Origin of the sequence: Methanosaeta sp. UBA356 (assembly GCF_002496465.1) — an archaeon.
Lineage (GTDB): Archaea > Halobacteriota > Methanosarcinia > Methanotrichales > Methanotrichaceae > Methanothrix > Methanothrix soehngenii.
The window spans coordinates 35,594-58,679 of record NZ_DAKC01000065.1; the positions used below are offsets into that span (position 1 = coordinate 35,594).

The 23,086-nt window shown below is 52.8% G+C and carries 19 protein-coding genes and 1 tRNA gene; 12 read left to right on the forward strand and 8 right to left on the reverse strand.

Features of this window, described 5'->3' with window-relative positions; genetic code table 11:
* Nucleotides 1-88 precede the first annotated feature (88 nt).
* The 4 genes from BP727_RS05790 (at nt 89) to BP727_RS05805 (ending at nt 4,167) form a co-directional block, all read left to right on the forward strand.
* Nucleotides 89-2,284: an elongation factor EF-2 gene (locus BP727_RS05790; protein ID WP_273270969.1), complete on the forward strand. Its 2,196-nt coding sequence runs from the start codon at nt 89-91 to the stop codon at nt 2,282-2,284.
* Between the two features lie 72 nt (nt 2,285-2,356).
* Complete coding sequence (gene tuf, locus BP727_RS05795; protein WP_013719318.1) at nt 2,357-3,631, forward strand: translation elongation factor EF-1 subunit alpha; 1,275 nt, start codon at nt 2,357-2,359, stop codon at nt 3,629-3,631.
* Nucleotides 3,632-3,653: 22 nt separating this feature from the next.
* Complete coding sequence (gene rpsJ, locus BP727_RS05800; RefSeq protein WP_013719317.1) at nt 3,654-3,962, forward strand: 30S ribosomal protein S10; 309 nt, start codon at nt 3,654-3,656, stop codon at nt 3,960-3,962.
* Between the two features lie 131 nt (nt 3,963-4,093).
* A tRNA-Arg gene (locus BP727_RS05805) sits at nt 4,094-4,167 on the forward strand.
* A gap of 165 nt (nt 4,168-4,332) precedes the next feature.
* Here the strand turns inward: BP727_RS05805 and BP727_RS05810 are convergent.
* Complete coding sequence (locus BP727_RS05810; RefSeq protein WP_013719316.1) at nt 4,333-4,542, reverse strand: AbrB/MazE/SpoVT family DNA-binding domain-containing protein; 210 nt, start codon at nt 4,540-4,542, stop codon at nt 4,333-4,335.
* A 214-nt stretch (nt 4,543-4,756) separates the two neighbouring features.
* Nucleotides 4,757-5,452 carry a hypothetical protein gene (locus tag BP727_RS05815; protein WP_232844359.1) on the reverse strand — a complete coding sequence of 232 codons (696 nt, stop codon included), beginning with the start codon at nt 5,450-5,452 and terminating at the stop codon, nt 4,757-4,759.
* A 133-nt stretch (nt 5,453-5,585) separates the two neighbouring features.
* Here BP727_RS05815 and BP727_RS05820 point away from each other — a divergent pair, with 133 nt between their 5' ends.
* Nucleotides 5,586-6,449: an HAD family hydrolase gene (locus BP727_RS05820; protein ID WP_013719314.1), complete on the forward strand. Its 864-nt coding sequence runs from the start codon at nt 5,586-5,588 to the stop codon at nt 6,447-6,449.
* A gap of 79 nt (nt 6,450-6,528) precedes the next feature.
* Entirely contained in the window at nt 6,529-7,083 is a 555-nt protein-coding gene (locus tag BP727_RS05825; RefSeq protein WP_273270973.1) for a hypothetical protein, read from the forward strand.
* A gap of 300 nt (nt 7,084-7,383) precedes the next feature.
* Here the strand turns inward: BP727_RS05825 and BP727_RS05830 are convergent, their stop codons facing one another.
* A complete protein-coding gene (locus BP727_RS05830) occupies nt 7,384-9,762 on the reverse strand; it encodes an efflux RND transporter permease subunit (RefSeq protein ID WP_273278093.1) in 2,379 nt (792 codons plus the stop codon).
* Nucleotides 9,763-9,862: 100 nt separating this feature from the next.
* Here BP727_RS05830 and BP727_RS05835 point away from each other — a divergent pair, with 100 nt between their 5' ends.
* The gene (locus BP727_RS05835; protein ID WP_048132077.1) at nt 9,863-10,369 is read left to right on the forward strand and encodes a GbsR/MarR family transcriptional regulator; all 507 of its coding nucleotides are present in this window, start codon (nt 9,863-9,865) and stop codon (nt 10,367-10,369) included.
* A gap of 220 nt (nt 10,370-10,589) precedes the next feature.
* Nucleotides 10,590-14,150 (forward strand): ATP-binding protein, encoded by a 3,561-nt coding sequence (locus BP727_RS05840; protein WP_273279052.1) that lies wholly within the window; start codon nt 10,590-10,592, stop codon nt 14,148-14,150.
* A gap of 16 nt (nt 14,151-14,166) precedes the next feature.
* Here the strand turns inward: BP727_RS05840 and BP727_RS05845 are convergent, their stop codons facing one another.
* From BP727_RS05845 to BP727_RS05855, 3 genes are read right to left on the reverse strand one after another with little or no spacing between them, the layout of a single operon-like run.
* On the reverse strand, nt 14,167-15,180 hold the full coding sequence (locus BP727_RS05845; RefSeq protein ID WP_013719309.1) for a pentapeptide repeat-containing protein: 1,014 nt from the start codon (nt 15,178-15,180) through the stop codon (nt 14,167-14,169).
* Between the two features lie 50 nt (nt 15,181-15,230).
* Nucleotides 15,231-15,968 carry a thymidylate synthase gene (locus BP727_RS05850; protein WP_013719308.1) on the reverse strand — a complete coding sequence of 246 codons (738 nt, stop codon included), beginning with the start codon at nt 15,966-15,968 and terminating at the stop codon, nt 15,231-15,233.
* Nucleotides 15,962-16,189: a hypothetical protein gene (locus BP727_RS05855; RefSeq protein ID WP_048132075.1), complete on the reverse strand. Its 228-nt coding sequence runs from the start codon at nt 16,187-16,189 to the stop codon at nt 15,962-15,964. Before BP727_RS05855 ends, BP727_RS05850 begins: the two co-directional genes overlap by 7 nt.
* Before the next feature lie 129 nt (nt 16,190-16,318).
* Between BP727_RS05855 and BP727_RS05860 the strand changes: the two genes are divergently transcribed.
* The 4 genes from BP727_RS05860 to BP727_RS05875 all read left to right on the forward strand — a co-directional run bounded on the left by BP727_RS05860 (nt 16,319) and on the right by BP727_RS05875 (nt 20,736).
* Complete coding sequence (locus tag BP727_RS05860; protein ID WP_273278092.1) at nt 16,319-16,873, forward strand: hypothetical protein; 555 nt, start codon at nt 16,319-16,321, stop codon at nt 16,871-16,873.
* A 129-nt stretch (nt 16,874-17,002) separates the two neighbouring features.
* Nucleotides 17,003-17,500, forward strand: a complete 498-nt coding sequence (locus BP727_RS05865) for a rubrerythrin family protein (protein ID WP_013719306.1) — start codon at nt 17,003-17,005, stop codon at nt 17,498-17,500.
* A 39-nt stretch (nt 17,501-17,539) separates the two neighbouring features.
* On the forward strand, nt 17,540-18,559 hold the full coding sequence (locus BP727_RS05870; RefSeq protein WP_273278090.1) for a DUF6612 family protein: 1,020 nt from the start codon (nt 17,540-17,542) through the stop codon (nt 18,557-18,559).
* Nucleotides 18,560-18,765: 206 nt separating this feature from the next.
* On the forward strand, nt 18,766-20,736 hold the full coding sequence (locus tag BP727_RS05875) for a PAS domain-containing hybrid sensor histidine kinase/response regulator (protein ID WP_286857839.1): 1,971 nt from the start codon (nt 18,766-18,768) through the stop codon (nt 20,734-20,736).
* A gap of 250 nt (nt 20,737-20,986) precedes the next feature.
* Here BP727_RS05875 and ribC read toward each other — a convergent pair whose 3' ends face one another.
* Together ribC and BP727_RS05885 are read right to left on the reverse strand one after the other, a co-directional pair.
* Nucleotides 20,987-21,475, reverse strand: coding sequence for a riboflavin synthase (gene ribC / locus BP727_RS05880; protein ID WP_013719303.1), 489 nt, complete (start codon nt 21,473-21,475; stop codon nt 20,987-20,989).
* Between the two features lie 606 nt (nt 21,476-22,081).
* A partial coding sequence (locus tag BP727_RS05885; RefSeq protein WP_286857840.1) for an ABC transporter substrate-binding protein occupies nt 22,082-23,086 on the reverse strand: 1,005 nt, incomplete at its 5' end.

Below are 23,086 nucleotides of genomic sequence, written 5' to 3' on the forward strand. Positions count from 1 at the left end.
GGGGCCGAAGGCTTAAATACATTGAGCCCGAGGAGTCTCAGTCCTAGTCAGGATTATAAGATTTATCTCAAACTTCGCGAGGCGTATTATGGGCAAGAGGAAGAAGATAGCAGAACGTGTAATGACTCTGATGGATAAACCCCAGTTTATCAGGAACATCGGAATCGTAGCACATATCGATCACGGCAAGACAACCCTTTCTGATAACCTGTTGGGCGGGGCAGGCATGATCTCCATGGATCTGGCAGGAAAGCAGCTATTCATGGATTTCGATCCCCTGGAGCAGGCCCGAGGAATCACCATCGATGCCGCCAATGTCTCCATGGTCCATGAGGTGGACGGCAAAGAGTATCTGATCAATATGATTGACACTCCCGGCCACGTGGACTTCGGGGGCGACGTCACAAGAGCCATGCGCGCTGTGGACGGTGCTGTGGTGGTCGTGGACGCGGTAGAGGGCGCCATGCCCCAGACGGAGACCGTGCTCAGACAGGCTCTGAAGGAGGGCGTTCGGCCGGTCCTTTTCGTCAATAAAGTGGACCGGATGATCAACGAGCTCAAGGTGGAGAAGAAGGACATGGCCGCTCGCCTGGGCAAGGTCATTGACAATGTCAACAAGCTCATCTTAGGAATGGATGAGGAGAAATATAAAGCCGGCTGGAAGCTGGATGCCGCCAAGGGAAATATCGCCTTCGGGTCAGCCCTCTATAATTGGGCAATAAGCGTTCCCCAGATGAAGAAGACGGGGATCGGCTTTGATCAGGTGGTAGACTACTGCCATGAAGGAAAGATGAAGGAGCTGGCAGAGAAGGTTCCCCTGTACATTGCGGTCAACGATATGGTGGTCAAGTTCCTGCCCAGTCCCATCGAGGCCCAGAAGGAGCGGGTCGGGGTCATCTGGCACGGCGATTGGGACAGCCCGGTGGGGAAGGCCATGGCTTCATGCGATCCGAATGGGCCGGTGGCTTTCATGATCAACAAGGTCAAGGTCGACCCTCATGCTGGCGAGGTGGCCACAGGAAGGCTCTTCTCCGGGACACTCAGGCGGGGCATGGAGCTTTATGTATCTGGCTTCGGTGGAACCAACCGCATTCAGCAGACCGGCGTGGTAATGGGTGCGGAGAGGGTAGAGGTAGAGGAGATCCCGGCAGGGAACATCGCAGCGGTTACCGGCCTTAGGGATGCGATCGTCGGATCCACTATATCCTCAGAGGAGAATATGACCCCCTTCGAGCAGATCAAGCATGTCTCCGAACCGGTCATGACCGTGGCGGTCGAGGCCAAGAACACCCGCGACCTGCCCAAGGTGGTCGAGGTATTGAGGCAGATCGCCAAGGAGGACCCGACATTGCAGGTCACCATCAATGAGGAGACCGGAGAGCATCTCATGGCAGGCATGGGTGAGCTGCATTTGGATGTCACCGTCACCAGGCTCCAGCGCGATCGCGGTGTAGAGCTGAAGACCTCTCCGCCCATTGTGGTATACCGGGAGTCCATAGCCGGCCATGCGGGGCCAGTAGAAGGAAAGTCGCCCAACCATCATAACCGCTTCTATATCGAGTTTGAGCCTCTGGAAGAAGGAGTGATCCAGTCCCTGAAAGAGGGCAAGATCAGCATGAAGATGGAGGAGATTGAGCGCAGAAAGCTGCTCATCGAAAATGGCATGGACAAGGATGAGGCCCGGAACATATCCGGCTACTACGGGACCAATATCCTTCTTAATATGACCAAAGGCATTCAGTACCTGAGAGAGACCATGGAGCTCATACTGGAAGGCTTCGAGGAGGCCTTGAAGAACGGCCCCATCTGCAGGGAACCGGTCCAGGGGATAAAGGCCAAGATCATGGATGTGAAGCTGCACGAGGATGCAGTGCACCGCGGCCCGGCTCAGGTCATTCCCGCAGTCAGGCAGGCAGTGCAGGCAGGGATCCTAATGGCAGATCCCGTGCTGCTCGAGCCCTTCCAGAACGTCTATATACAGGTGCCTCAGGATCAAATGGGTGGAGCCATGTCTGAGATCCAGGGGAGAAGAGGCGTCATCCTAAACATGGACAGCCAGGGCGATATGGTGATCCTTAAATCCAAGATGCCTGTGGCTCAGATGTTCGGTTTCTCCGGGGCGATAAGATCGGCCACCGAAGGGAGAGCCCTCTGGTCGACGGAGTTCGCAGGATTCGAGCCCCTGCCCGCAAACCTGCTCTTAGAGACTGTCAAGCAGATCAGGACCAGAAAGGGCTTGAAGCCGGAGATGCCCAAACCCAGTGATTACCTGAAGGTTGTATAAGCGAACCCTTCGAAAGGATTAAAAGCAGAAATACCGAAAAATATGGATAGTGCCAGTTGGAGGAGATAAGTTATGGCAGATACTAAGCCGCATCTCAATCTAGCATTCATTGGACACGTCGACCACGGAAAGTCGACAACCGTAGGCAGATTGATGTTCGAGACAGGGGCTGTAGACCCCCACGTCATTGATGAGTATAAAAAAGAAGCAGCAAGCAAAGGTAAGGCAACCTTCGAGTTCGCCTGGGTCATGGACAGCCTGAAGGAAGAGCGCGAGAGGGGCGTTACCATCGACATCGCCCATCATCGCTTCGATACCGCCAAGTACTACTTTACCGTGGTGGACTGCCCTGGCCACAGGGACTTCGTGAAGAACATGATCACCGGGGCCAGCCAGGCAGATGCTGCCGTATTGATCGTGGCCGTCCCGGACGGAGTCATGGCTCAGACCAAGGAGCACGTCTTCCTGTCCAGGACCCTGGGAGTCAACCAGCTGGTTGTGGCTATGAACAAGATCGATGCCACCACCCCACCCTACGACGAGAAGAGGTACAACGAGGTCAAGGAAGAGGTAGGCAAGCTCCTCAAGATGGTTGGATACAAGGTAGATGATATACCATTCATACCCCTCTCCGGTCTGATGGGAGATAACCTGGCCAAAGCCAGCACCAATACGCCCTGGTACAAGGGCCCAACCCTACTCGAGGCCTTAAACAACCTCAAGGTCCCGGATAAGCCCACCAACCTGCCTCTGCGCGTACCGGTGCAGGACGTCTATACCATCTCAGGTGTCGGCACTGTGCCCGTGGGCAGAGTAGAGACCGGTGTCATGAGAAAGAACGATAAGATAGTCTTCCAGCCCGCAAATGTGACCGGCGAGGTCAAGTCCATTGAGATGCATCATGAGGAGGTGCCTGAGGCATTCCCCGGAGATAACATCGGATGGAATGTGCGTGGCGTCTCCAAGAAGGACATTCGCCGGGGAGATGTCTGCGGATCGGTGGAGAAGCCCCCGACCGTTGCCAAGGAGTTCAAGGCCCAGATAGTGGTGCTGCAGCATCCAAGCGCCATATCCGCTGGATATACTCCAGTATTCCACTGCCATACAGCTCAGATCGCCTGCACCCTGACAGCCATTCTGGCCAAGCTGGACCCGAGGTCCGGTGCAGTTAAGGAAGAGAATCCCGCCTTCATCAAGGCTGGAGATGCGGCCATCATCATGGTCACTCCCTCCAAGCCCATGGTCATTGAGCCGGTGAAGGAGATTCCCCAGCTGGGCAGGTTCGCCATTAGAGACATGGGCACGACCGTCGCAGCCGGCATGTGCATGAGCGTGGTACCACGCTGAACCAACTTTTTTTGGTGTAAACATGCAAAAGGCTAGAATTCGGCTCTCTGGCACCAATCCCTTGATGCTGGACGATATCTGCAATCAGGTCAAAGGGATTGCCCAGAGGACGGGCGTCCATATGGCGGGCCCCATCCCTCTTCCCACTAAGAGAATGGTTGTACCATGCAGAAAGAGCCCTGATGGAGAGGGAACAGCGACCTGGGACCACTGGGAGATGAGGGTGCACAAGAGGCTTATCGATCTAGATGCCGATGAGCGCGCTCTTCGGCAGCTCATGAGGATTCAGGTTCCTAAAAACGTGAATATAGAAATCGTTCTGGAAAGCTGAGATCAGTAGGTAGGGGTGCTTCCCGGGAAGAGAGCCCGCTGCCTATATCATTCTAAATTTTCAGAGGAATGTTCCAGTATCATAGGATTATTTGCATAAGATGCTGGATTGAATGAGATTAAAGGGGATGTGGACTCGTAGTATAGTCTGGATAGAATAGAGGCCTCCGGAGCCTCGGGCCCGGGTTCGAATCCCGGCGGGTCCGTAACATTTTTGCAGTTGATTCTAAATTTTGGGCTTTCTGGGATTTACTGAGTCTCGCTAAAGATTTCCAGAAGTGACCGCTGTGGCAGTACACTCTCCGGAAATTTCTTAAGTTAATTAAGCAGGATCGCCGATCGGTAGATTCCGGTTGATCTTCTCTCCGCTATCAGCTGCTGGATGCCTTTTCTGCCCTGGCATTTGACCTGTCTGCTCCTTTTAGAGTAACCCCATCATCGATCTTTTTGAGAATGATGGTCCCATCGCCCAAATGGTCTATGGCAATCCTGTCTCCAGTGCATAGGTCAAGGCCATATCTGATAGCTAGGGGAAGCTGAACCCTGCCGTTAGCATCGATATTGGTAATCAATCCACTCACCTAGGCCATCCATCCCTCTTGTTTATAAAAGGCTTATTCTGAGATGAGGTTCATATGAAGGCAATGCGATAAGATGTCTGATCTAGAAGATGGCAAAACCGTGAATTTCTTGTCGATCCATCGGGGAAGCAGGCTGCCGGCAAGGAGGCGGTCGCAAGAGCTGCCCTGCTCGCTGGCATGGCCGTAGAGCATGACTTTTCATCGAATGAACTCTCTAGCAGTCTATGCCCTCGCATCCCGCCTCTCGCTTCTCCTTAGCGGGATCGTCCCGGAAGACCAGCCTCTTTTCCACATCGAACGTGCCGGTAAAGGACTCGTGCACCTTGACATCCTTGGAGAACATCTTGTGCAGATGGGCATCGGTCTGCCAGGTTCCATTAAACGAGTTCCTGGTCGATATGCCTACCGAGTCAACCGGGCTGGTGCTGAGGAGCCGTGCGATCTCATTCGGGTCAGCGGTATAAGAGGAAGGATTTGTGGAGGCGAAGAATGTGCTTCCTTCCCTCTCCATCTCGGTGACGGAGAAGGACTCCTGAACCTCAGCTCCTATTCCTCCCCAGAAGGATTTGGAGTTGATGTACTTGGTTCCCACCATTGGGGTGGTGCCGGAGTAGGTGATCCGAGTGTTCTCCCAGAGGTTCAGGGGAATAGTTGAGTCATTGCTCATGCCCGGCATCCGCCCAGCTCTCTGGGATTCAACGGTTCCCGTATCCATCTCCAGGTCGCCGTCACCGGTCATGAAGCTGTTATACTCCAAAGCCAGGTTTCTGTCCTTTACTGAGACGCCAACCTCGAAATAGCCCGTTCCTGCCACCTTCAGGCCGTTGGTGAACTCCCCCTCCTGGACCTGCCCGGATAGAGCAGATGCTATGCCAGTTTGCTCCAGGGTGAAGAGGAATATCAGCAACAAAGCCAACGCTACTCCCCTCGTAATCCTACCCCATTTTTCTTACTGGAGATCTATTTGGATCTTCTAGATAAAAAAGTTATTGCACTGGGGGGGCGATAGTTTGATCTCATTCCTTTGCCCAAACTCATGGCTGATGTCAGGGGATCTCGCTGTGGTCATGGATGTAGCAGGGACCATTATGAGGATGTATCGCGTGGCCAAGGACATACCAGGAGATATTATCCTGGAGAAGGTCGTCACCTGGGAGCTTATCATGGAGAAGAGTGGCCGGGCACTGGTAGTGCCTCAGATCGATCCGGATATGATAATATCCTGCAATCCCGACCATCCCATCAGAGTGCTGGTCTTGGGTCGCGAGGATTGCATCAAGATCAGCTGCTCATCCTCTCAGATCTCCCCAGATGAGGTCTTGAGGATTCTGAAGAGCTCTCCGGTCAAGATGCGCGAGCTGCAGGAGGCCTGTGCAATAGTGAAAGCGAAATGCCCGGGGAACTATCGCACTGCAGGATTCATCGTTGACCATGATCATGGAGAGATCGCCTATGCAATCAGCACTGGTGGCATTCCATTTCCTGGATTGGAGAGGGTACTGCTTGATTTAAAGGCTATGGGCGCAGATGTTTATCTAGCCTCAGGAGATAGCAGAAGGAGCCTGAACAGCCTGGACGATCTGGGCATAGATCCATCGCGAATGAATCCAGTAGCCAACCCCTGGCGGAAGAAGGAGATTGTAGCAGAGCTCAAGGAAAGGTATGGCCATGTGGTCATGGTTGGCGATGGCTTGAATGATATCTATGCCTTGAAGGCGGCAGACCTGGGAGTTTTGACGGTGGAGCAGCACACTCGCCCCTCTCCCAGGTTGCTGGATTCCGCTAGTGTCATCATCAAGAGCATCCGTGACCTTCCCCGAGTCATTAAAGAATCTGGATCTATCGGCCAGAACGAATCTACTCCTTCCCGACAAGGCGAACTACAAGAAAAGTATTATATACCTTGACAGTTGACCCTCTGTCCGGCAACCTTTTAATTCGCTTCGAAATGAGATTGAACTAGAAGATACTAGGAGTAGCCAATAAATGTTCGAAGAGCTTTTAGAGCTATACAAAACAAAGGCCGAAGAGATTGAAAGAGATCGTCGAGAAGCACAGGCTATGATAATGCTCGTCTCCGCTATCGACAAGATGTCCCAGGACATGGAGTCTAAGAAGAGCGATGTCGAGCTTTTGGGCAGGCTGATCGATCAGGTTGACCGCTTATCCAAAGAGGTATCCGACCTGAAGAGCCAGTTTCGCACCAGGCAGGCCCGGCCTTCTGCTGCAGTGGAGTCAGGCGCAGGCGATGGTAAGGCCCTGGATAATCATGCCCGATCTCTGATCGATATCATGGCGGAGAAGCCGGGCAGATACACCACCAGCGAGCTGGTGGACATGCTCGGTCTGAATAAGACAACGGTCATAAGCGTGATGAAGCGCGCTTTGGAGCTTGATCCCAAGCACGTCAAGATGAGCCAGGGCAAGAGGCGTAAGCTCTATTTGTCCTATGTCTCCGATGAGGATACGCAAAAGGTAGAATCCTCATCTGGGACTGGTGAATCTGACCGGATGAAGCTTGAGCTCATGGCCATGACCTGAGGGTGAAGCTCATATAAGCTGCAAAATTTGATACGATCGAGGCCGAACAGCCGGAAAACATCCGGCAGCCTTTCGCTTTGCGGGTTGCCCTTATGCCGGACTTTCAGAGATGTTTTCTCCCCAAATCGCCCTAATCTATTTAGTCATTTAATGTCGACCTGCATATTAACAGTGGATCTTGGGTATCTTGCTACTTATATATAGCAATCTTGACTTATTATGATATTCGGTTATGACATCCGCAGCAGATGATTATGATCCTGACCGGCAATATAGAATCTCGAAATGATGGGAATCATTTCAGCTCTCCTCTGGACGGATGAGCCGGAAGGCTTTGAATATTCCGGCAATTGCATTCTTCACTAGCTCTCTTCTCAATTCCATGCGGTAGATCAGCACCACAAATACGGTGAAGGTGGTGGCCAGGGCGAAGACTATGGCCAGAACGGTCACCATGCCGAAGTTATTGGTGATCAGAAATGGGGATGATATCAAGGCGGCAAATCCGAATATGGTGGTAAGCCCTGAGGCGATCAATGCCGAGCCTATGGCCCTGGTGGCTGTGGAGAGGGCCTTTCTAGGTTCGCCGATCTTCTCCAGCTCTTCATAGAACCGCTCCATCATCAGGATGGCGTACTCTGATCCTACTCCCAGGATCAGGGCTCCCAGGCACGCAGTAAGAGGGGTGTATTTCATGCCTGATATGTACATCACACCACCCATCCAGCCTATCACCACCAGCATGGGAAGCACAGGAAGCAAGGCCTTTATCAGATCCCGGTAAATCGCCAAGAGCACAATGAATATCAGCAAGAGTCCGAAGAGAGTCATCTCCGTCCTTCCTTTGGTCAGGGCAGTTATGACGGTGGTCATAACCACTGCGTCTCCCGTCATTCTCACCGAGACCCCTGCTGGAGGAGGATTCCAGGCGATGTCTTTATCGATCTCTTTCATCAGCCGGTCTGAGCCCTCGGTGCCCAGGTTGGTTATGGTCTGGCCTACATTAAGGTCGATTATGGCGGTGTTGTGTCCATCCAGGTATATATCCCGCCAATTGGCAGGAAGGGCATCGATTAGCATTCGGATAATTGTCCTATCCGTGGGGAGAGTTCCCTGGTTTGCCTCTTTTGTCAGGCTGGCAATGCTCGTATATCCCAATATCTGATCTCTGGAGCCTTTCAGATAGATGGAGAACTCATCCATCCACTCCAGCACCCGCGGATCGGTGACATCATCGGCCTGCACCAGCAGCTGGATGCTGTCAGTGCCCCCGAAGGTCTCGCTCATATGCCAGTAATCTATCAGTGGGGGCAGATCCTGGGGCACATAGTTCTTGAAGTCTGTGTCCACAGGGACCTGGGTATCTGAATATATGCCGGCCAGGGAAAGGAGTAGGGCTATAGCCAAAACGAGCTGCCACCTCTCAATGCAAAAGCCTGAGATTCCATCCAGCATCCTCTCAAAGATCGTCTCCTCTTCCCTCCGGCTGCCTTCTCCCCGGTCGCCTGCATTCGTATCTTGGGTCGAATGCTTATCTATTGGCTGGTGGTTCAAGCGCTTTCCCACGGCAATGTAGAGGATGGTCACCCCCACGAAGAGGGCAGAGAGGAAGCAGAGGATCAGTCCGATCAAGCAGAGCAATCCGAAGTCCCTGATCATGGGGATGGAGGATGTGAGCAGAGAGATAAAGCCAATGGAGGTTATGATCAGGGCGATGATCACCGGTTTGGTGACGTGTTTGACCGTTTCTACCACCGCTTTTTGCGGCTGGCCGGTGCGAGTGAACTCCTCATTTATCCGGTTTTGGAACTGGATGGCATAGTCGATGCCTATGCCTATCAGGACTGGAAATGCGGACATCGACACCATGGTGAATGGTATATGCAAGAGGCCCATGGCACCGAAGGTCCAGCCAACCCCCAGGAAGACGATTGGTATAGGAAGTAGGGACCACTTCACCTGGTTGAAGGTGATCAGCAATGCTACGATCATCAGAAAAGCTGCCAGGAGAAGAATGGGACCGTTGCTCTCGGCCATCTCTGCAGTTATCGAATTCATCAGGGCAGGATCGCCGGTGACCGTCAGCCTGGTGTCAGCAGGAAAGCTGGCCAACAGCAGCTGGCCTTTTGTCTCCTGGTACAGCTCCCCTTGCTCGCTTTCCGTGAGGGAGACCGGCAGCTCTATGGAGAGCATGGTATGGCTGCGATCGGGCAATATAGCCGCCAATATGAGATCGTCCGCGGACAGGATCTCATCTATCCTCTCCTGATCGGGAATGGCTCTTATTCCGCTGCTCTCTTTCTCTGTATCGGCCACTATATCGGCTATGCTGGTGACGGAGAGGACATCCGGAGCCTCTTTCATCTTATCGGAGAAGGTGAGCATCGACCGGAGGACCTCTGGCTTTGCCACATCATCCGCCTCGATCAATACGGCGATGGATGCGGTTCCAAAGTTCTGCACATAGAGATGGTCATAGACCTGATAAAGGGCGGAGTCCTTGCCCACCATGCTTTCGGTGGTCAGCCCTTGCATCTCGATCTGTTGGGCATAGTGGACGGCGCTGAGGGTGATGAGCAGTGTGGCAAAGATGATAATAATGGGATTGTCTGAGATCCACCGGCCGAGCTGTTCTGAGCCGTTCATTGCATATGCCTCGTTTCCTCTTTGAACTGCCATAGCCCGGGATCTTCCCGAGCCAGCATGGCAAAAGTTCGGATATTATCGACCAATCGAAACATGCGAAAGATAGATAAAAGTTGTGGTCTTCTCTATATTGATGGAGCAAGAGGCAAGAGCCGTCTTGAAGAGGCATATGATAGATGCCTGTGTCAAAGGGGCCAATAACCGCGGCTGCTGTGATGCAGTTGGGGTTTTGCAGGGCACACTCTTTCTGACGGGTGTTCCCCTGTCCATGGACCAGCTGGTGGAGGAGACTGGCTACAGCAAGTCCACGGTTAGCACCAATATGGGCATCTTAGAGAGGATAGGCCTGGTCAAGAGGGTGGTCATACCGGGCGATAAGAGATATCACTATATTCCAGTCACAGATGCCGATTCGTTGAGGGGAGATATGATAGCCAACATCCGCCAGAATCTGCAATGCATACTGAATGCACTTGACCGAACGGAGGCAGATCTGAGGGCCTGGGAGAGTCCAGACCCATCGGTCATGCAGAGGATTGAGGAAATTAGGCATTTTTATCGGCAGAACGATAAGTTGTTGGATCTGATATCAAGGCACAATACCGAGGATTTGATCCAGCTGCTAGAGACGTCCTTCTGAGGGTATGAATTTTTTTAAATGGAATGAAATAAACATTTTTCTACTATGATTAGCTCGAAGCTTAGACCAGAGGGCTTCATCGATTTTGAATACGTTATAAGGTGCATTCAATACATTGATTAAGGAGTTGATATGTTAATGAACTGAAGAGCTGAAATATAATGGATTTTAATTGGAGAGGAGCTTTAGGCATTGGGATCTTGAAGAGATGATCGGTCAGATGCAGTGGCGCATAGATAGTTGCACGAATGGCGAGGGTGATGATCAGTCGCGGATCGCCCTCTTTAAGAGCGATCTGGATAGGATCTCTGCCCGTTTATGTGAGCCAAATAGCAGTAATCTTGGCAATACCCTCCTAGATGATCTGATTTCAGATAATCCTTGCTGCCTCTTTTTGCAGGATCGAGGTCTTCGCTACACCTGGCTTTCATTTGAGAGGCCTCCTGGAATGGATGGCTTGCTGGCCCTGGGAAAGACGGATGAGGATATTTTTTCGCCAGCGGAGGCAGATCGGCAAAGGAGGATCAAAGAGAGGGTGATAGAGACTGGGAATCCCGCCCGGGGCGAGGTCCATATCTCGAAGGATGGGATGGAGCAATATCTTGATTACGTCTACTATCCCTGGCAAGACGAAGACGGAAGGACTCTGGGTGTGGCAGGCTGCATCAAGGATGTAACCGAGCGAAGGATAGCCCAGATCCAGCTGCAAAGAATGGTGCAGTCGGTGGAAAGCTCTCCAACAGCGATCGTTTTATTTGATTTCGAGGGCAGGATCGAGTATGTAAATCCCCTCCTCCTTCAAAGCTGTGGATATGATGATGCCTCTCCTGTGATGGGCTGGTCAATATTCGATTTCACCAATGAGGATGGCAAAAGCAAGCTGCGAGAGGTGATCATTCCTGTCCTTCTATCCCAAGGGAATTGGCAGGGAGAGCTGCCCATACAGGGGACTGACGGACAATATTATACTGCAGAGATGATCTGCACCAGGATCGCGGCGTACTCTGGAGGTTCAGTCTATTTCCTGGCCAACTTCTGCCATTTATCCGATAGCATGAGGGCTGAAGAGGCACTGCTTTTAGATGAGTCGGGGCTGGGGGCATTGCTCCAGCTTAATCCGATGGATGAAGCCTTCCTCAAGGAGCTTGCCGACTATGCTATTCAAGCGGGTGCAAAGCTCACTGGCTCGAGATTTGGCTATCTCACCTTTATGGATGAAAGCGAGGGCATCATTTTCATGAGCCACTGGTCCAAAGATCCCCTGCCTGAGGATGGCGCGGATCGGAGCAAGATGGCATATCATCTGGGTGAGCCCTGCCTCTGGGGCGAGTCCCTGAAAAGGCGTCGAGCGGTGATCGTCAATGACAATTCCATTTATTGCGGCAAATCTCACCTCTCGCCGGATGAGGCTTGGGTCCTGCGATATATCAGCGTTCCCATCATGGATAAGGGAAAGATCGCCATCGTAGCTGCAGTCGGCAATAAGGAGGAGGAATATAATGATGCCGATGTGCGCCAGCTCACATTGCTCATGAGCGGCATGCACAAGCTCATTCAGAAGCGCAGGACCGAGGAGGAGCTGCGCCAGCGGGACCTGCTGCTCAGGAGGGTGGCCACCGCCACCACAAATCATCTTCTTGCCACCGATCCTGATGCTATCAAGAAAGCTCTGGGAATTCTGGGGATTTCAATAGGCTCTGATCGGATTACGATCCTGGAGAGCGCTGAATGGACGGGCACCGAGTCCGTATTTGAGGAGTCGATCCAGTGGCTTAGGGAGCCTGCAGAGCCATTCCGGGGAAGGATCTCCTGGGACCAATTCATCGGATGGCAGGATGCTCTCTCCCGCGGCAATCCCATTCAGGGCATAACATCCAAGGTCATCGATCCGGGACGGAAGCTCCTGGAGGATAACGGTATCATCTCCTTTCTCCTTCTGCCTGTATTCATCGAGAGGCGTTTTTGCGCCGTCATCTCCATTGATGACTGCCATTTTGAGCGGCGGTGGACGGAGAACGAGGTAGCAATTCTACAGGCGGCAGCGGAAAGCATAGGAAATGCTTTGCTGCGCCGGCGGACTGAGGTGGCCCTGAGGGAGAGCAAGAGAATGCTCACCACCCTTATGAGCAATCTGCCTGGGATGGCTTATCGCTGCAGGAACGATCGCCAAAGGACCATGGAGTTTGTAAGCGATGGATGCCTGGAGCTGACCGGCCGCCCATCACCCGAGCTTCTTCATAATAGCGCAATTTCGTATGCCGATCTGATCCATCCTGATGACCGGGATCGCGTCTGGAGTGAAATCCAGCAGGAAACGGAAAAGGGAACTCCGTTCCGTCTCACCTACCGGATTAATGCAGGCTCAGAAACGAAATGGGTCTGGGAACATGGTCAGGGGATCTTTGACGCCTCTGGAAAGCTTCTCGCCCTTGAGGGCTTCATCCATGATATCACTGAGAGGAAGCTGGCAGAGGATGTGCGGAAAAGGACCCAGGAAGAGCTGGAGATGAGGGTATCAGAGAGGACTGCCTGGCTTTTGAGGATCAACAGGGCCCTCAACGAGGAGATGTTAGAGCATAAGGAGACGGAAAAGAAGCTTCTTCAGGCTCAGCAGGCAGCGGATGCAGCATCCCGCTCGATGGGGGATTTTTTGGCCTACATGAGCCATGAGATACGCACTCCCATGAACTCTGTTATCGGTCTTGCCGGCTTGCTGCTTGAAACCAATCTGTCGCCTGAGCAGCGCGATTACGTGCAGACCATTCACAGCAGCGGCGATGCCTTGCTGAGCATCATCAATGATATCCTCGACTTCTCCAAGATCAACGAGGGAAAGATGAAGCTGGAGCTCGAGCCCTTCTCCCTGCGCAAGTGCATTGATAGATCTATCAACATGGTGGCGGCAAAGGCGGCTGAGAAGGGTCTGGAGATGGGGTTCTATCTGGATGATCTCGTCCCTCAGACCGTAGTTGGAGACTCAGTCCGGCTGCAGCAGATCCTGGTCAATCTCCTGGGCAATGCGGTCAAGTTCACAGAAAGGGGCATGGTATCCCTTGAGGTGAAGATGGGTGACGAACCAGGAATGCTACACTTCTCAGTGACCGATACCGGCATCGGCATCTCCAAAAGCGACATGAAAAAGCTGTTTCACTCCTTCAGCCAGGTAGATGCCTCCACCAGCAGAAAATACGGTGGCACTGGCCTGGGCCTGGCCATCAGTCGCATGCTGGTGGAGCAGATGGGGGGAAGGATATGGGTGGAGAGCGAGATGGGGAGCGGCTCCACATTCCATTTCCAAATAAAGGTTGAGGAATCATCCGGGGATGATGCATCCAATCGAATCCTGGCGGGCAAGAGGATAAGCGCGATAAAACCCGGCTATCAGGAGGTTGATCACCGGGATTTGAAAATTCTGCTGGCTGAGGATAATCCGGTCAACATGAAAGTTGCTCTCCTCATGCTCAATAAGCTGGGATACAAGGCAGATGTGGTCTCCAACGGGGAAGAGGCGGTTCAGGCTCTGAGCCATAAGCATTATGATGTGGTTTTAATGGATGTGCAGATGCCTAAGATGGATGGCCTGGAGGCGACAAGGGCTATATTGGATATGAATCTGGCTGCACGCCCACGAATCCTGGCAATGACCGCTTATGCTCTGGAGGGGGATCGGAAGAGATGTCTGGACGCCGGCATGGATGGCTATATCTCCAAGCCAGTGCAGATCGATGAACTCCGGGCCGCCCTTCAGGCATTAAATATCGGCCGCCAGAGGGCGGATTGAGCGGGGGAGGATCCCCTCACCGGAGCATCACCTTGCTCATGGTCACCAGGAAGAGGGCCATTAGCAGCCATCCGGCCAGGGTCTCAAAAACGGTCAGGAACTCGAAGCCCTCAATGATGCTGATGTTCTGGGGGGCCCGGCCAAGAAACCACATGCTGCTGAAGTAGAAGGCATCGTTTATCGATATGCTGCTACCGGGGCTTGCAGAAGCAGAAGGTTGCAGGGCGTGTGCTCCCCAGAAGATCGCTGTGAAGAGGATGATCAGAGACAGGCTGAGGATCACGGTGTGGGATGGACGGACTCCATAGCCGCAGGAGAGCCAGGCCAGGCGGTCGATGATTCTGGGAAATGCCTTCGTGGTCCGGGCATGCTTCTCCTTTCGATACTGATAGTAACAGTCGTCCTCGTCCTCGAACTGCTCCAAGTTTCTGAAGTTCTTTATCAGGGTGAGATAGACTGAGCCGTTGTAGGGCAGATGTTCGCGGATGGTGTTCCAGCGGACCACAATGCGGTTGTAGTTCAGGTCCTTTAGGTGGATGCTGGCGTCCTCTTCGAAGATGGCGTCGGAGAGCCGCAGGGTGTACACCCTGGCATTGGAGAGGTGAAAGCTGCGATGGAATTTCGCCCGGCCGAAGTCACCATCGTTGAACCTGGCTCGGGAGAAGTTGGCCTCGGTAGTGAAATGAGCGCGGGAGAAGTTGGCTTCCCCGTGAAACTGGGCCTGGGAGAAACCGGCGTCTTCCTGGAAGAAGGAGTCAGAGAAGTTGGCCGCCTGAGAGAATACGGTGCCGTCAAAATCCACCAGCCCCTGAAAGGCGGAGTGGTCGAAGAACACATTTCCCTTGATCACAGAGTACTCTATCTTGATTATCGATTCTACGATCTTCCGCTTGTTTCTGTTCAAAGGTAGGTCCAGATTGTGCAGGTCCAGGTCACCGTAGATGATGACATTCTCATACTCAACCGGCTTGCCCTCTTCTATCCTTTTGTGGATCTCCTCTGCCTTGATCATCAGAAGGCTATCGACCATAAGCGTAATGAGTATTCGATAAATGCAGATATGCCTTTCGCTCGACCGGTCTATGCCTCGCCTCTTCCCAGGAGCATCTCCTCGATCCAGTCCCAGTCGTGCTCATAGATGTGGGCAGAGGAGCTGGTGGTGGAGATGGAGCCCGGCTGGGCACCCACTTCTCGTGCTGCATATTCCAGCAGCCTGGCCAGACCGTAGAGGTTGGCGGGATAGGCCCCGGCGAAGTCATGGCTGCGAAAGAAGATGGCCAGGTGCAGCCTGCCGCCGCGTAATTTGAAATCATCAACGATCATGCAGGGGACTTCATTCCTCTCCCCATCCACCGGGGGGATCCAGGTCACTGACGTGGCCCGGCGGGTGGCAGGAGATTCCTTCAGCCGTTGAATGGCCATATCGATCTGATCCAGGGGTGGGGTGCCTGGCAGGCGCCAGGCGCGCAGCCTCTCGCCATAAGTATACTCAAATCCGGGATTGTCGCCGCAGAGCAGTTGATGGGCATACTCCTCCAGCCGCTCCTCATTCCAGGAGTACTCCTCCGGAATCATCTCTTGATATGGATTCTCCACCACTACCTGCAAGGATAGAAGCTCTCGTATCTTGGTCCCTCTCTCATCCGAGATCTCTTCACCCTGTCTCCAGATGAGGTTCAGACCTCGATGCCAGGCATCGGAGATGGAGCGGGCGCGTATAAACCTGCCCAGCCCATTGCTCTTCAGCTCTGATGATGCCGTATGCGGCAAGATCTGTCCACCCCTCCGTCCATGTGTTGTTAATCCACTTTTCAACATATCAAGATAACCCTCTTCGCCAGATGACTGGTGAGATGGTGGATCGCCAAGCCCAGTTCGCTGTAGCTGAACTCTATCTCGATCAATCCTGAGTATGCCATTAACAATATGATTATCAATATTAACTCAATAAATATTAGCAAAGCTATGAGAAATAAGCCGAATCCCGGCGTGCGAATGACCTCAAATGCAAAGTCCCACAGAGTCCTTCCCACAACCATATGAATCCTCACAGAGAGCAACAGGAAGTGTTACTGTCCAAAGGCTATAAAGTGTAGCAATGAGGGAAGGGCGAAAGTGAGTTACACGGGAAAAGATACTTTAATAAGGGCTTTGAAATATCTTTGCTGATGGGTGACTTTGAGTGGGCAATGGTCAATTCTCTAAACTCCTTCTTCGAGAGGGAAGGCATTAAAGCCATAGCCTACCGGCTCCGACAGTCGCGGTTTGCCACCCAGCTGGCCGATATCCTGGTGGACTCTAAAATTGCCGAGTACTACCTGGCAATCGAATGCAAAAGCCTTGATGCCCGCAAGACCCGGTCGCTTTATTTCAAACAGCACTTCAGCGAGGCCTCCGGCGGCCATCAGATAGAGAGGGAGACGGATTTCATCACCCGTTCTGGCCGTCAGGGCATACTGGCGGTGGAGCTGCGTTATGGGGTGGGGAAGAGCAGAACTGCCCATCTCGTCCCCTGGGGGCAGATATTCGACCGCTACAATGAGGGTGAGGCGGGGATAACATTGCAGGAGGTCCAGGTCAATCCTCCACTGGAGAGAAGGGGTGGAGCTTATGAGATATCCCGTCTGGACATACTCAGGATCACCGGATACTATGATCTGGCAGGTAACGGTCTCTTGCATGAGGCCGATCTTTACCCCGAGGACCTCAGTTTGGAGGAGTAAGCGGTGCGGGACAGATCTGAAGGCCCGGAAATCAGTGGCTGGATTCCAAGCCAGCAATTTTCAAAAGCTTTATCTCACTAAAAAAACCGAATCAAATATCGACAGAATCATGCACAGGAGTGAAAGGATATGACCCGAACAGAGGATTTCTTGAGGGAGGCGTTTGCCGGCGAATCTGGAGCGAACAGGAAGTACAGCATATTTGCCGCTCAGGCGGATAAGGAGGGCTACGCTCAGGCCGCCAGGCTCTTTCGGGCCGCTGCCGAGGCGGAAGCGGTGCACGCAGCCAACCACCTGCGCGCCCTAAAGGCCATCAAGACCACCAAAGAGAATTTGCGTGAGGCGATCGCCGGAGAGACGCATGAGTTCAAGGATATGTATCCAGAGATGATAGCTATAGCAAAGGAGGAGGGCGCCCGGGATGCTGAGAGGTCGTTTAACTATGCCAATGCGGTGGAAGAGCATCATGCCTGGCTATATCATGATATGCTCGAGGGGCTGGATATCCAGAAGGAGCCATTCCCCTATTACGTCTGCCCGGTATGCGGCATGACTGTGGATCACAAGGCTCCCGACAAGTGTCCGGTCTGCGGGGTCAAAGGAAGCATGTTCAAGAAGATCGAATAGAGCAAAACGGATTTATCCTGCACCCCCATAATCATCCATATGAGATATCTAATGATTCTGGCAATGGCCCTGCTGCTTTCAAGCTCTTGCGCTTTATGCCAGTCAACTGACCGCTCCCAGGATGATCCGGTATCAACCATTTTGAGGGAGCTGGTGGTCGCATCATCGGACGACCTGAAATCCTACACCTTCTCCATGGAGATGGAGCAGGATAAGACGCTTGAGAACCTCTCTTCTGGCCAGTCTCAGCAGGTTCAAACCCGGTCCATCGGCTTTGGCCTGGTAAATGTGACCGATCAGGCCCTAAAGCTCGTCATGGCCACTCTGACTTTTATTCCCGGTGATGAAGGCAACTCCACGGCATCAGCCCTGGAAGAGTATCTGCAAAACGACACCATTTATATGAAGATGGATGGCAACTGGACCGCTATGGAGCTATCCGGATTGGGTGATGCATGGTCCCAACAGAATTCCCTGGACCAGCAGATCGATATGCTCAATCAGTCCCGGCTCACTTTAGTCGGCTCGGAGATGGTGGGGGACGAGGACTGCTATAAGGTGCGAGCAGAGATTGACATTGCCTCTTATGCTGATCCCCTTTCCCAGGAGGTGGCTTCCATTGTGCCATTCATCCCCCTGAATTTCTCCGATATCCTGCGTAATATGACCATGGAGGTCCATTACTGGATATCCAAAGAGAGTCAGCTCTTAAAGAGGGCGGATGTGTTTGAGACCCTTTATATGACTCCCCAGTCACTGGGATTGCAGCCATCAGAGGAGGAGAACATGGCGGTTCGCATGAGCTCCACCACTTCCGTGGTCTTCGATGGATTCAATGAGAGCGTAAATATCGTTCTGCCGCCCGAGGCCAGCGCTGCTCAGCTCTTCAATATGTCATCTTATCCTGAGAGCGAGGCGGTTGCAGTCTCTTTATTGGATCAGGACGGACTGAACGAGACTGCGGTCATCGAGGCGCTCCCCGCAACGGTGTCCGATGATGCTCTGCCCCAGGATGAGGCAAGCGTTGTTCTGCCGGAAAACCAGTCCCTCTCGGCCTGAGGGCTCACAATAGGACGATTGCGCCATCCGAATCGAGCCTTCACCTGTTCGATCAGCGCAGCTGATCATCCTGGGTGGGCTCAACCATACCTTTTCCGAGAAAAAACTCACAAGCTGCAGAGCCCTTGCAGCTCTATCGAATAGTTATTATATGCCATACTCCTTATCGACCTTTCAACGCTCAGCAAGCACTGATGGTGCGACAGATGGCAACCTTGGACAGAGATAAAGTATCAACGGCCGGCGATAACTGTGACCAGCAAACAGATCCTGAAATAGACAAGGACTTTGCCCACCAGGTCATGGCAACTGTAGGGCAGGGAATTGTGGTAAGCAGTGAAGGATGGCGCTTTGAATACGTAAATCCTGCCTTTGCCCGCATGGTAGGCAGGATGCCAAAAGAGCTTATTGGCAGATCCATGGATGAGTTAATCCACCTCCAGGACCTCCCTATCCTATTCAAGGCAAGGTCAAGGCGGCAGGCGGGAGAGACATCTTCCTACGAGGCCAGACTGATACGGTCCGATGGATGTGTGTTCCCCGTTCAGGTAACCGGCACGCCGCGCTGGCAGGATGGCAAATTTTTTGGATCCATTGTCGCAGTCACAGACTTAACAGAGCGCAAAAGGTTTGAGGACGAACTCAAGAAAAGAGAAGCCGAGAACAGGTTGCTCCTCGATTCAATTCCCGATTCCATCTTTCTCCTCGACAAAGAGGGCAACTTCCTTGATTATAGAACCCCCAATTCTTCAATCCTTTACGCCCCTGCGGAGCTGTTCATGGGGAAGAATATACACAGTATAATGCCGCAGGATCTGGTAGAGTTAACGATGAATAATCTCGAGATGGCAAGGCAAAGCGGAAAAATGCAGGTCTTCGAATATCAGCTGCCGGCAAATGGTGAGATAAAACATTTTGAAGCGCGCATTAACCTCTGCGAAGGGGGGGATTTCCTGGCACTGGTACGGGACGTGACAGAGCGCAAAAGGTCTGATGAGATGCTCTGGAAGGCCAAAGAAGAGGCTGAGGCTGCTGCCAAAGCCAAAAGCGAGTTTTTGGCCAACATGAGCCATGAGATAAGAACCCCTTTAAACGCCGTCATAGGCCTGACAGGGCTTCTCCTTGATACCGATCTGACTCCTGAACAAAGGAATTACTTGGAGATCGTCAGGAACAGCAGTGATTCATTGCTCAGCGTCATAAACGACATACTGGACTTCTCCAAGATCGACGGAGGCATGATGGAGCTTGAGCATAGCCCCTTCGATCTGCGCAGATGCATAGAGTCTACAATGGACCTGATGGTGACAAGAGTGGCGGAAAAGGGGCTGGTGCTAAAAGTTGTCCTGGACGACCAATTGCCGACGATGCTGGTGGGCGATGCCAGCCGGCTCCGCCAAGTGCTAGCAAACCTATTGAGCAATGCCGTCAAGTTCACAGATAAAGGATTTGTAGAGGTCTCAGTTAGAGGAAATGCCATTCCGGAAGGATTTGAGCTTCGCTTCGATGTGTTGGATACTGGCATTGGCATGCCCCAGGATAAGCTGGACCGCCTGTTCATGCCGTTCAGTCAGATCGATTCATCAATAACTCGAAGATATGGTGGCACGGGCCTGGGACTTGCCATCTCAAAGCGCCTTGTGGGGATGATGGGGGGAAGGATCTGGGCTAAAAGCAATCCAGGAGTGGGCAGCACATTCACATTTACAATAAAAGTCAAACTGCCATGCATGCAGCCGGTGCAACATGAGGTCAAGGACTTAAAACCTGATATAAAGCCTCCAATCGAGGGACATTTTCAACAGGCCCTACCTTTGAGCATACTTCTTGCCGAGGATAACGCCGTCAACCAGATGGTTTTGCTGCAGATGTTGCGCAAGATCGGCTACCAGGCAGATCTTGCTTCCAATGGTTTCGACGTCCTGGCGGCCCTGGATAGGCAGGCCTACGACGTTGTTCTGATGGATATACAGATGCCCGACATGGACGGCTTTGAGGCAACCAGGAGGATTTTGGCGCGTTTCCCCAAGATGAAGCGCCCCAGGATCATCGCACTCACTGCTCATGCTTTAAATGGAGATAGGGAGAGATGTCTGGAAGCAGGCATGGACGGCTATCTCAGCAAGCCTGTAAAGATAGAGGATCTGCAGTCAGCGCTGCGGCCCACAGGGCATTGAAACAAGTCTTTCCCCAATCAGGCTTGCCTATGATCCGCCTGGTTTTTCATCTTTTGGGCATGATCCCTGCCTGAGGATCATGTTTTTTTTGGCTTTTCGCTGAATTAAGTGGGTGGGCCCAGCAGAGATTATAGCCTCTGTTTCTCTGTGTCTCTGCGGTTGGGTCAGAGCATAGCGTTTCACCACGAAGGCGAAAAGATACAGAGAATTTCCAATTCAAGTTCACCCATGCCAAGTGGCGAGGGGCCGCTCAATGTCCCGGGTAGCCAGCCGAGCCGCCCTCGATGGGGCCCGCGTCCTCGTAGCCCTGCCGCTGTCCAGTTCCTGCCAGGCGAGTGAGTGTCTGGGGATGAAACACCAGACTGAGAGCGTTCAAGGCGTGCTCTGCCGTCCTCTTCTCCGCCAACCAGGCGAGCGTCTTCTCGTCCTTGGCCTCATCCTCATGCACGAATACCTCCAGGATATGCTTGTTGGTCATGAGCTGGGCCATGATCAGGCCGCTGGATGCCTCATGGGCGCACATCTTGTCCTTATCTGCGGGGCCGGGCATCCCTAAAGCGATGACGATATCGCAATCATCTTCCTCCAGCAGCCTTTTGGCTGCCACAGGCAGGTCTTTGATTCCGGGGACGGTGTAGCGGACGATCTGGACTGATGCCTCCTTCTTGATGGTGCTCACTGCCGCCCGGGCCATATCGACCCGGGCGAAGGTGGTGTCGGCAATGCCGATGCGTTTCATAAAAGTACAGTTGGATGAATTGGCTTTTAGGTTTATCGGCATCATCTGGACCGCAGAGCACTCTTGAGTGCCTGCTGGCTGCTAGATGAGAGGCGGCAGCATAAGCGTGAACTGAGCGAAAGAATTAATTAGTATTAATATCTTCGCTACAGTTCCGTGGCCAGGGGCGGCTTTTCCTAACAATCTTCCTCCTTTACCTTTCGCCGCTCTCGGCCCTCTTCTCATTATTTTCATTGTCAGGATGACTGGATTTGCGGTCATGTGGCTATTATGGATAGATTATGGATGTGGACCAAAAGATTGAAGCATATTTGTGGTTGGGTGAGCTTTGGCGCGTCAAATATCAGCCCGATTTTTTAGTGCCGCACTGAAATTTGTTGGATGAACGCTCCCCGGGCAGAGGGCGGGAGGCAAAAGGGCTGCTAATTCTCCCGCCCCCTGAGCGTTCTTCCGGCCCGAAATTGACTCTCTCCAGGCGTCCAGACATATAGGGCCGATGAGATCGTTCATCCTGCTCTCTCTGCAGATCTGCAGACAAGATTGCGGTCATATCTCTGGCCGCAAAGTCGAACAGTGCTCTTTCTGAGCTTTTGCTTCCCTATCATCTCATTCTGGATAGACGAAGGCTCCATTTTCAGTCGGATCGTAGTCCAGTTTCATCAGATCGCTGAGGAACTCTCTATGGACCTGGACCGGATCGACATCCTGGAACTGCTCCGGGTAGAGCCACTTGGCCACGGTCAATGCACCCACCACCAGCTGGGGGCCGATGGAGAAGTCTCCGGAGATGATATGGACCCGTCCATCCCTCACTGCGGATATATTTCCGAATCCCTCGGTTTTCATGATCTCATCGTAGTAGGCCTTCATCGATTCGGGGTCGCTTGACTTGTAGCCGCCCTTATAGGAGAGGCCGATGATGACCTGAGGATCCTTATCGATGACGAACTCCGTCTCCAGATCTTTGTTGCCTTCCATATAGCCGCTGGCGATGTTTATGCCGCCTGCCAAATCCACCAGATCGGTAAAGCCGGTGCCGCTGGCATAGGCCCAGCGGGCAGTGGGACCGGTGTCGGCGCTTCTTTCCCTCTCCATGAGGACCCTCACCCTGTCTTCGTCCTCTATTCTTGCTGCCTTATCCTGGATCTCTCCGATGTAGCGATCATACCAATCCAGATATCTTTGGGTTGAATCGGGATCGTCCAGCAGGAATCCCAGCACTGCCATCTCCTCTCTTAAGCTGGATGATCGGGATAGGTCGAATCTGAGCACCGCCATTCCCTCTGGCAGCTTGTCCTCAAGCGCATCGGTCGATGGAGCATTGGTAAAGGTGACCACCAGATCGGGCTGCAATGAGATTATGCTCTCGATATCCGGCTCGCTTGTGGTGCCCACAGCGGGAAGCTGGCTCAGCCTGGGAAAGAGCTCCACTCTCTCTCCTACGGTATTGTCCACTCCTACCGCCTTCTCCTCCCCGCCCAGCACGGCCAATGCAATGGCATGGCGCATGTTAAGGGTCAGGATACGCTCCAGGGGCAGCTTCAGAGTCAGGTTCTGCTGGTTGCCATCGATCAGGCTGATCCTCTCCGCTCTGTCTTCTATGAGCTCCTC

Bases quoted from the DNA above. Each gene is read 5' to 3' on its own strand.
- BP727_RS05790 (WP_273270969.1), top strand. From the start codon at position 89: ATGGGCAAGAGGAAGAAGATAGCAGAACGTGTAATGACTCTGATGGAT.
- tuf (WP_013719318.1), top strand. From the start codon at position 2,357: ATGGCAGATACTAAGCCGCATCTCAATCTAGCATTCATTGGACACGTC.
- rpsJ (WP_013719317.1), top strand. From the start codon at position 3,654: ATGCAAAAGGCTAGAATTCGGCTCTCTGGCACCAATCCCTTGATGCTG.
- BP727_RS05820 (WP_013719314.1), top strand. From the start codon at position 5,586: ATGTCAGGGGATCTCGCTGTGGTCATGGATGTAGCAGGGACCATTATG.
- BP727_RS05825 (WP_273270973.1), top strand. From the start codon at position 6,529: ATGTTCGAAGAGCTTTTAGAGCTATACAAAACAAAGGCCGAAGAGATT.
- BP727_RS05830 (WP_273278093.1), bottom strand. From the start codon at position 9,762: ATGGCAGTTCAAAGAGGAAACGAGGCATATGCAATGAACGGCTCAGAA.
- BP727_RS05835 (WP_048132077.1), top strand. From the start codon at position 9,863: ATGGAGCAAGAGGCAAGAGCCGTCTTGAAGAGGCATATGATAGATGCC.
- BP727_RS05840 (WP_273279052.1), top strand. From the start codon at position 10,590: ATGCAGTGGCGCATAGATAGTTGCACGAATGGCGAGGGTGATGATCAG.
- BP727_RS05845 (WP_013719309.1), bottom strand. From the start codon at position 15,180: ATGGTCGATAGCCTTCTGATGATCAAGGCAGAGGAGATCCACAAAAGG.
- BP727_RS05850 (WP_013719308.1), bottom strand. From the start codon at position 15,968: ATGTTGAAAAGTGGATTAACAACACATGGACGGAGGGGTGGACAGATC.
- BP727_RS05855 (WP_048132075.1), bottom strand. From the start codon at position 16,189: ATGGTTGTGGGAAGGACTCTGTGGGACTTTGCATTTGAGGTCATTCGC.
- BP727_RS05860 (WP_273278092.1), top strand. From the start codon at position 16,319: ATGGGTGACTTTGAGTGGGCAATGGTCAATTCTCTAAACTCCTTCTTC.
- BP727_RS05865 (WP_013719306.1), top strand. From the start codon at position 17,003: ATGACCCGAACAGAGGATTTCTTGAGGGAGGCGTTTGCCGGCGAATCT.
- BP727_RS05870 (WP_273278090.1), top strand. From the start codon at position 17,540: ATGAGATATCTAATGATTCTGGCAATGGCCCTGCTGCTTTCAAGCTCT.
- BP727_RS05875 (WP_286857839.1), top strand. From the start codon at position 18,766: ATGGCAACCTTGGACAGAGATAAAGTATCAACGGCCGGCGATAACTGT.
- ribC (WP_013719303.1), bottom strand. From the start codon at position 21,475: ATGAAACGCATCGGCATTGCCGACACCACCTTCGCCCGGGTCGATATG.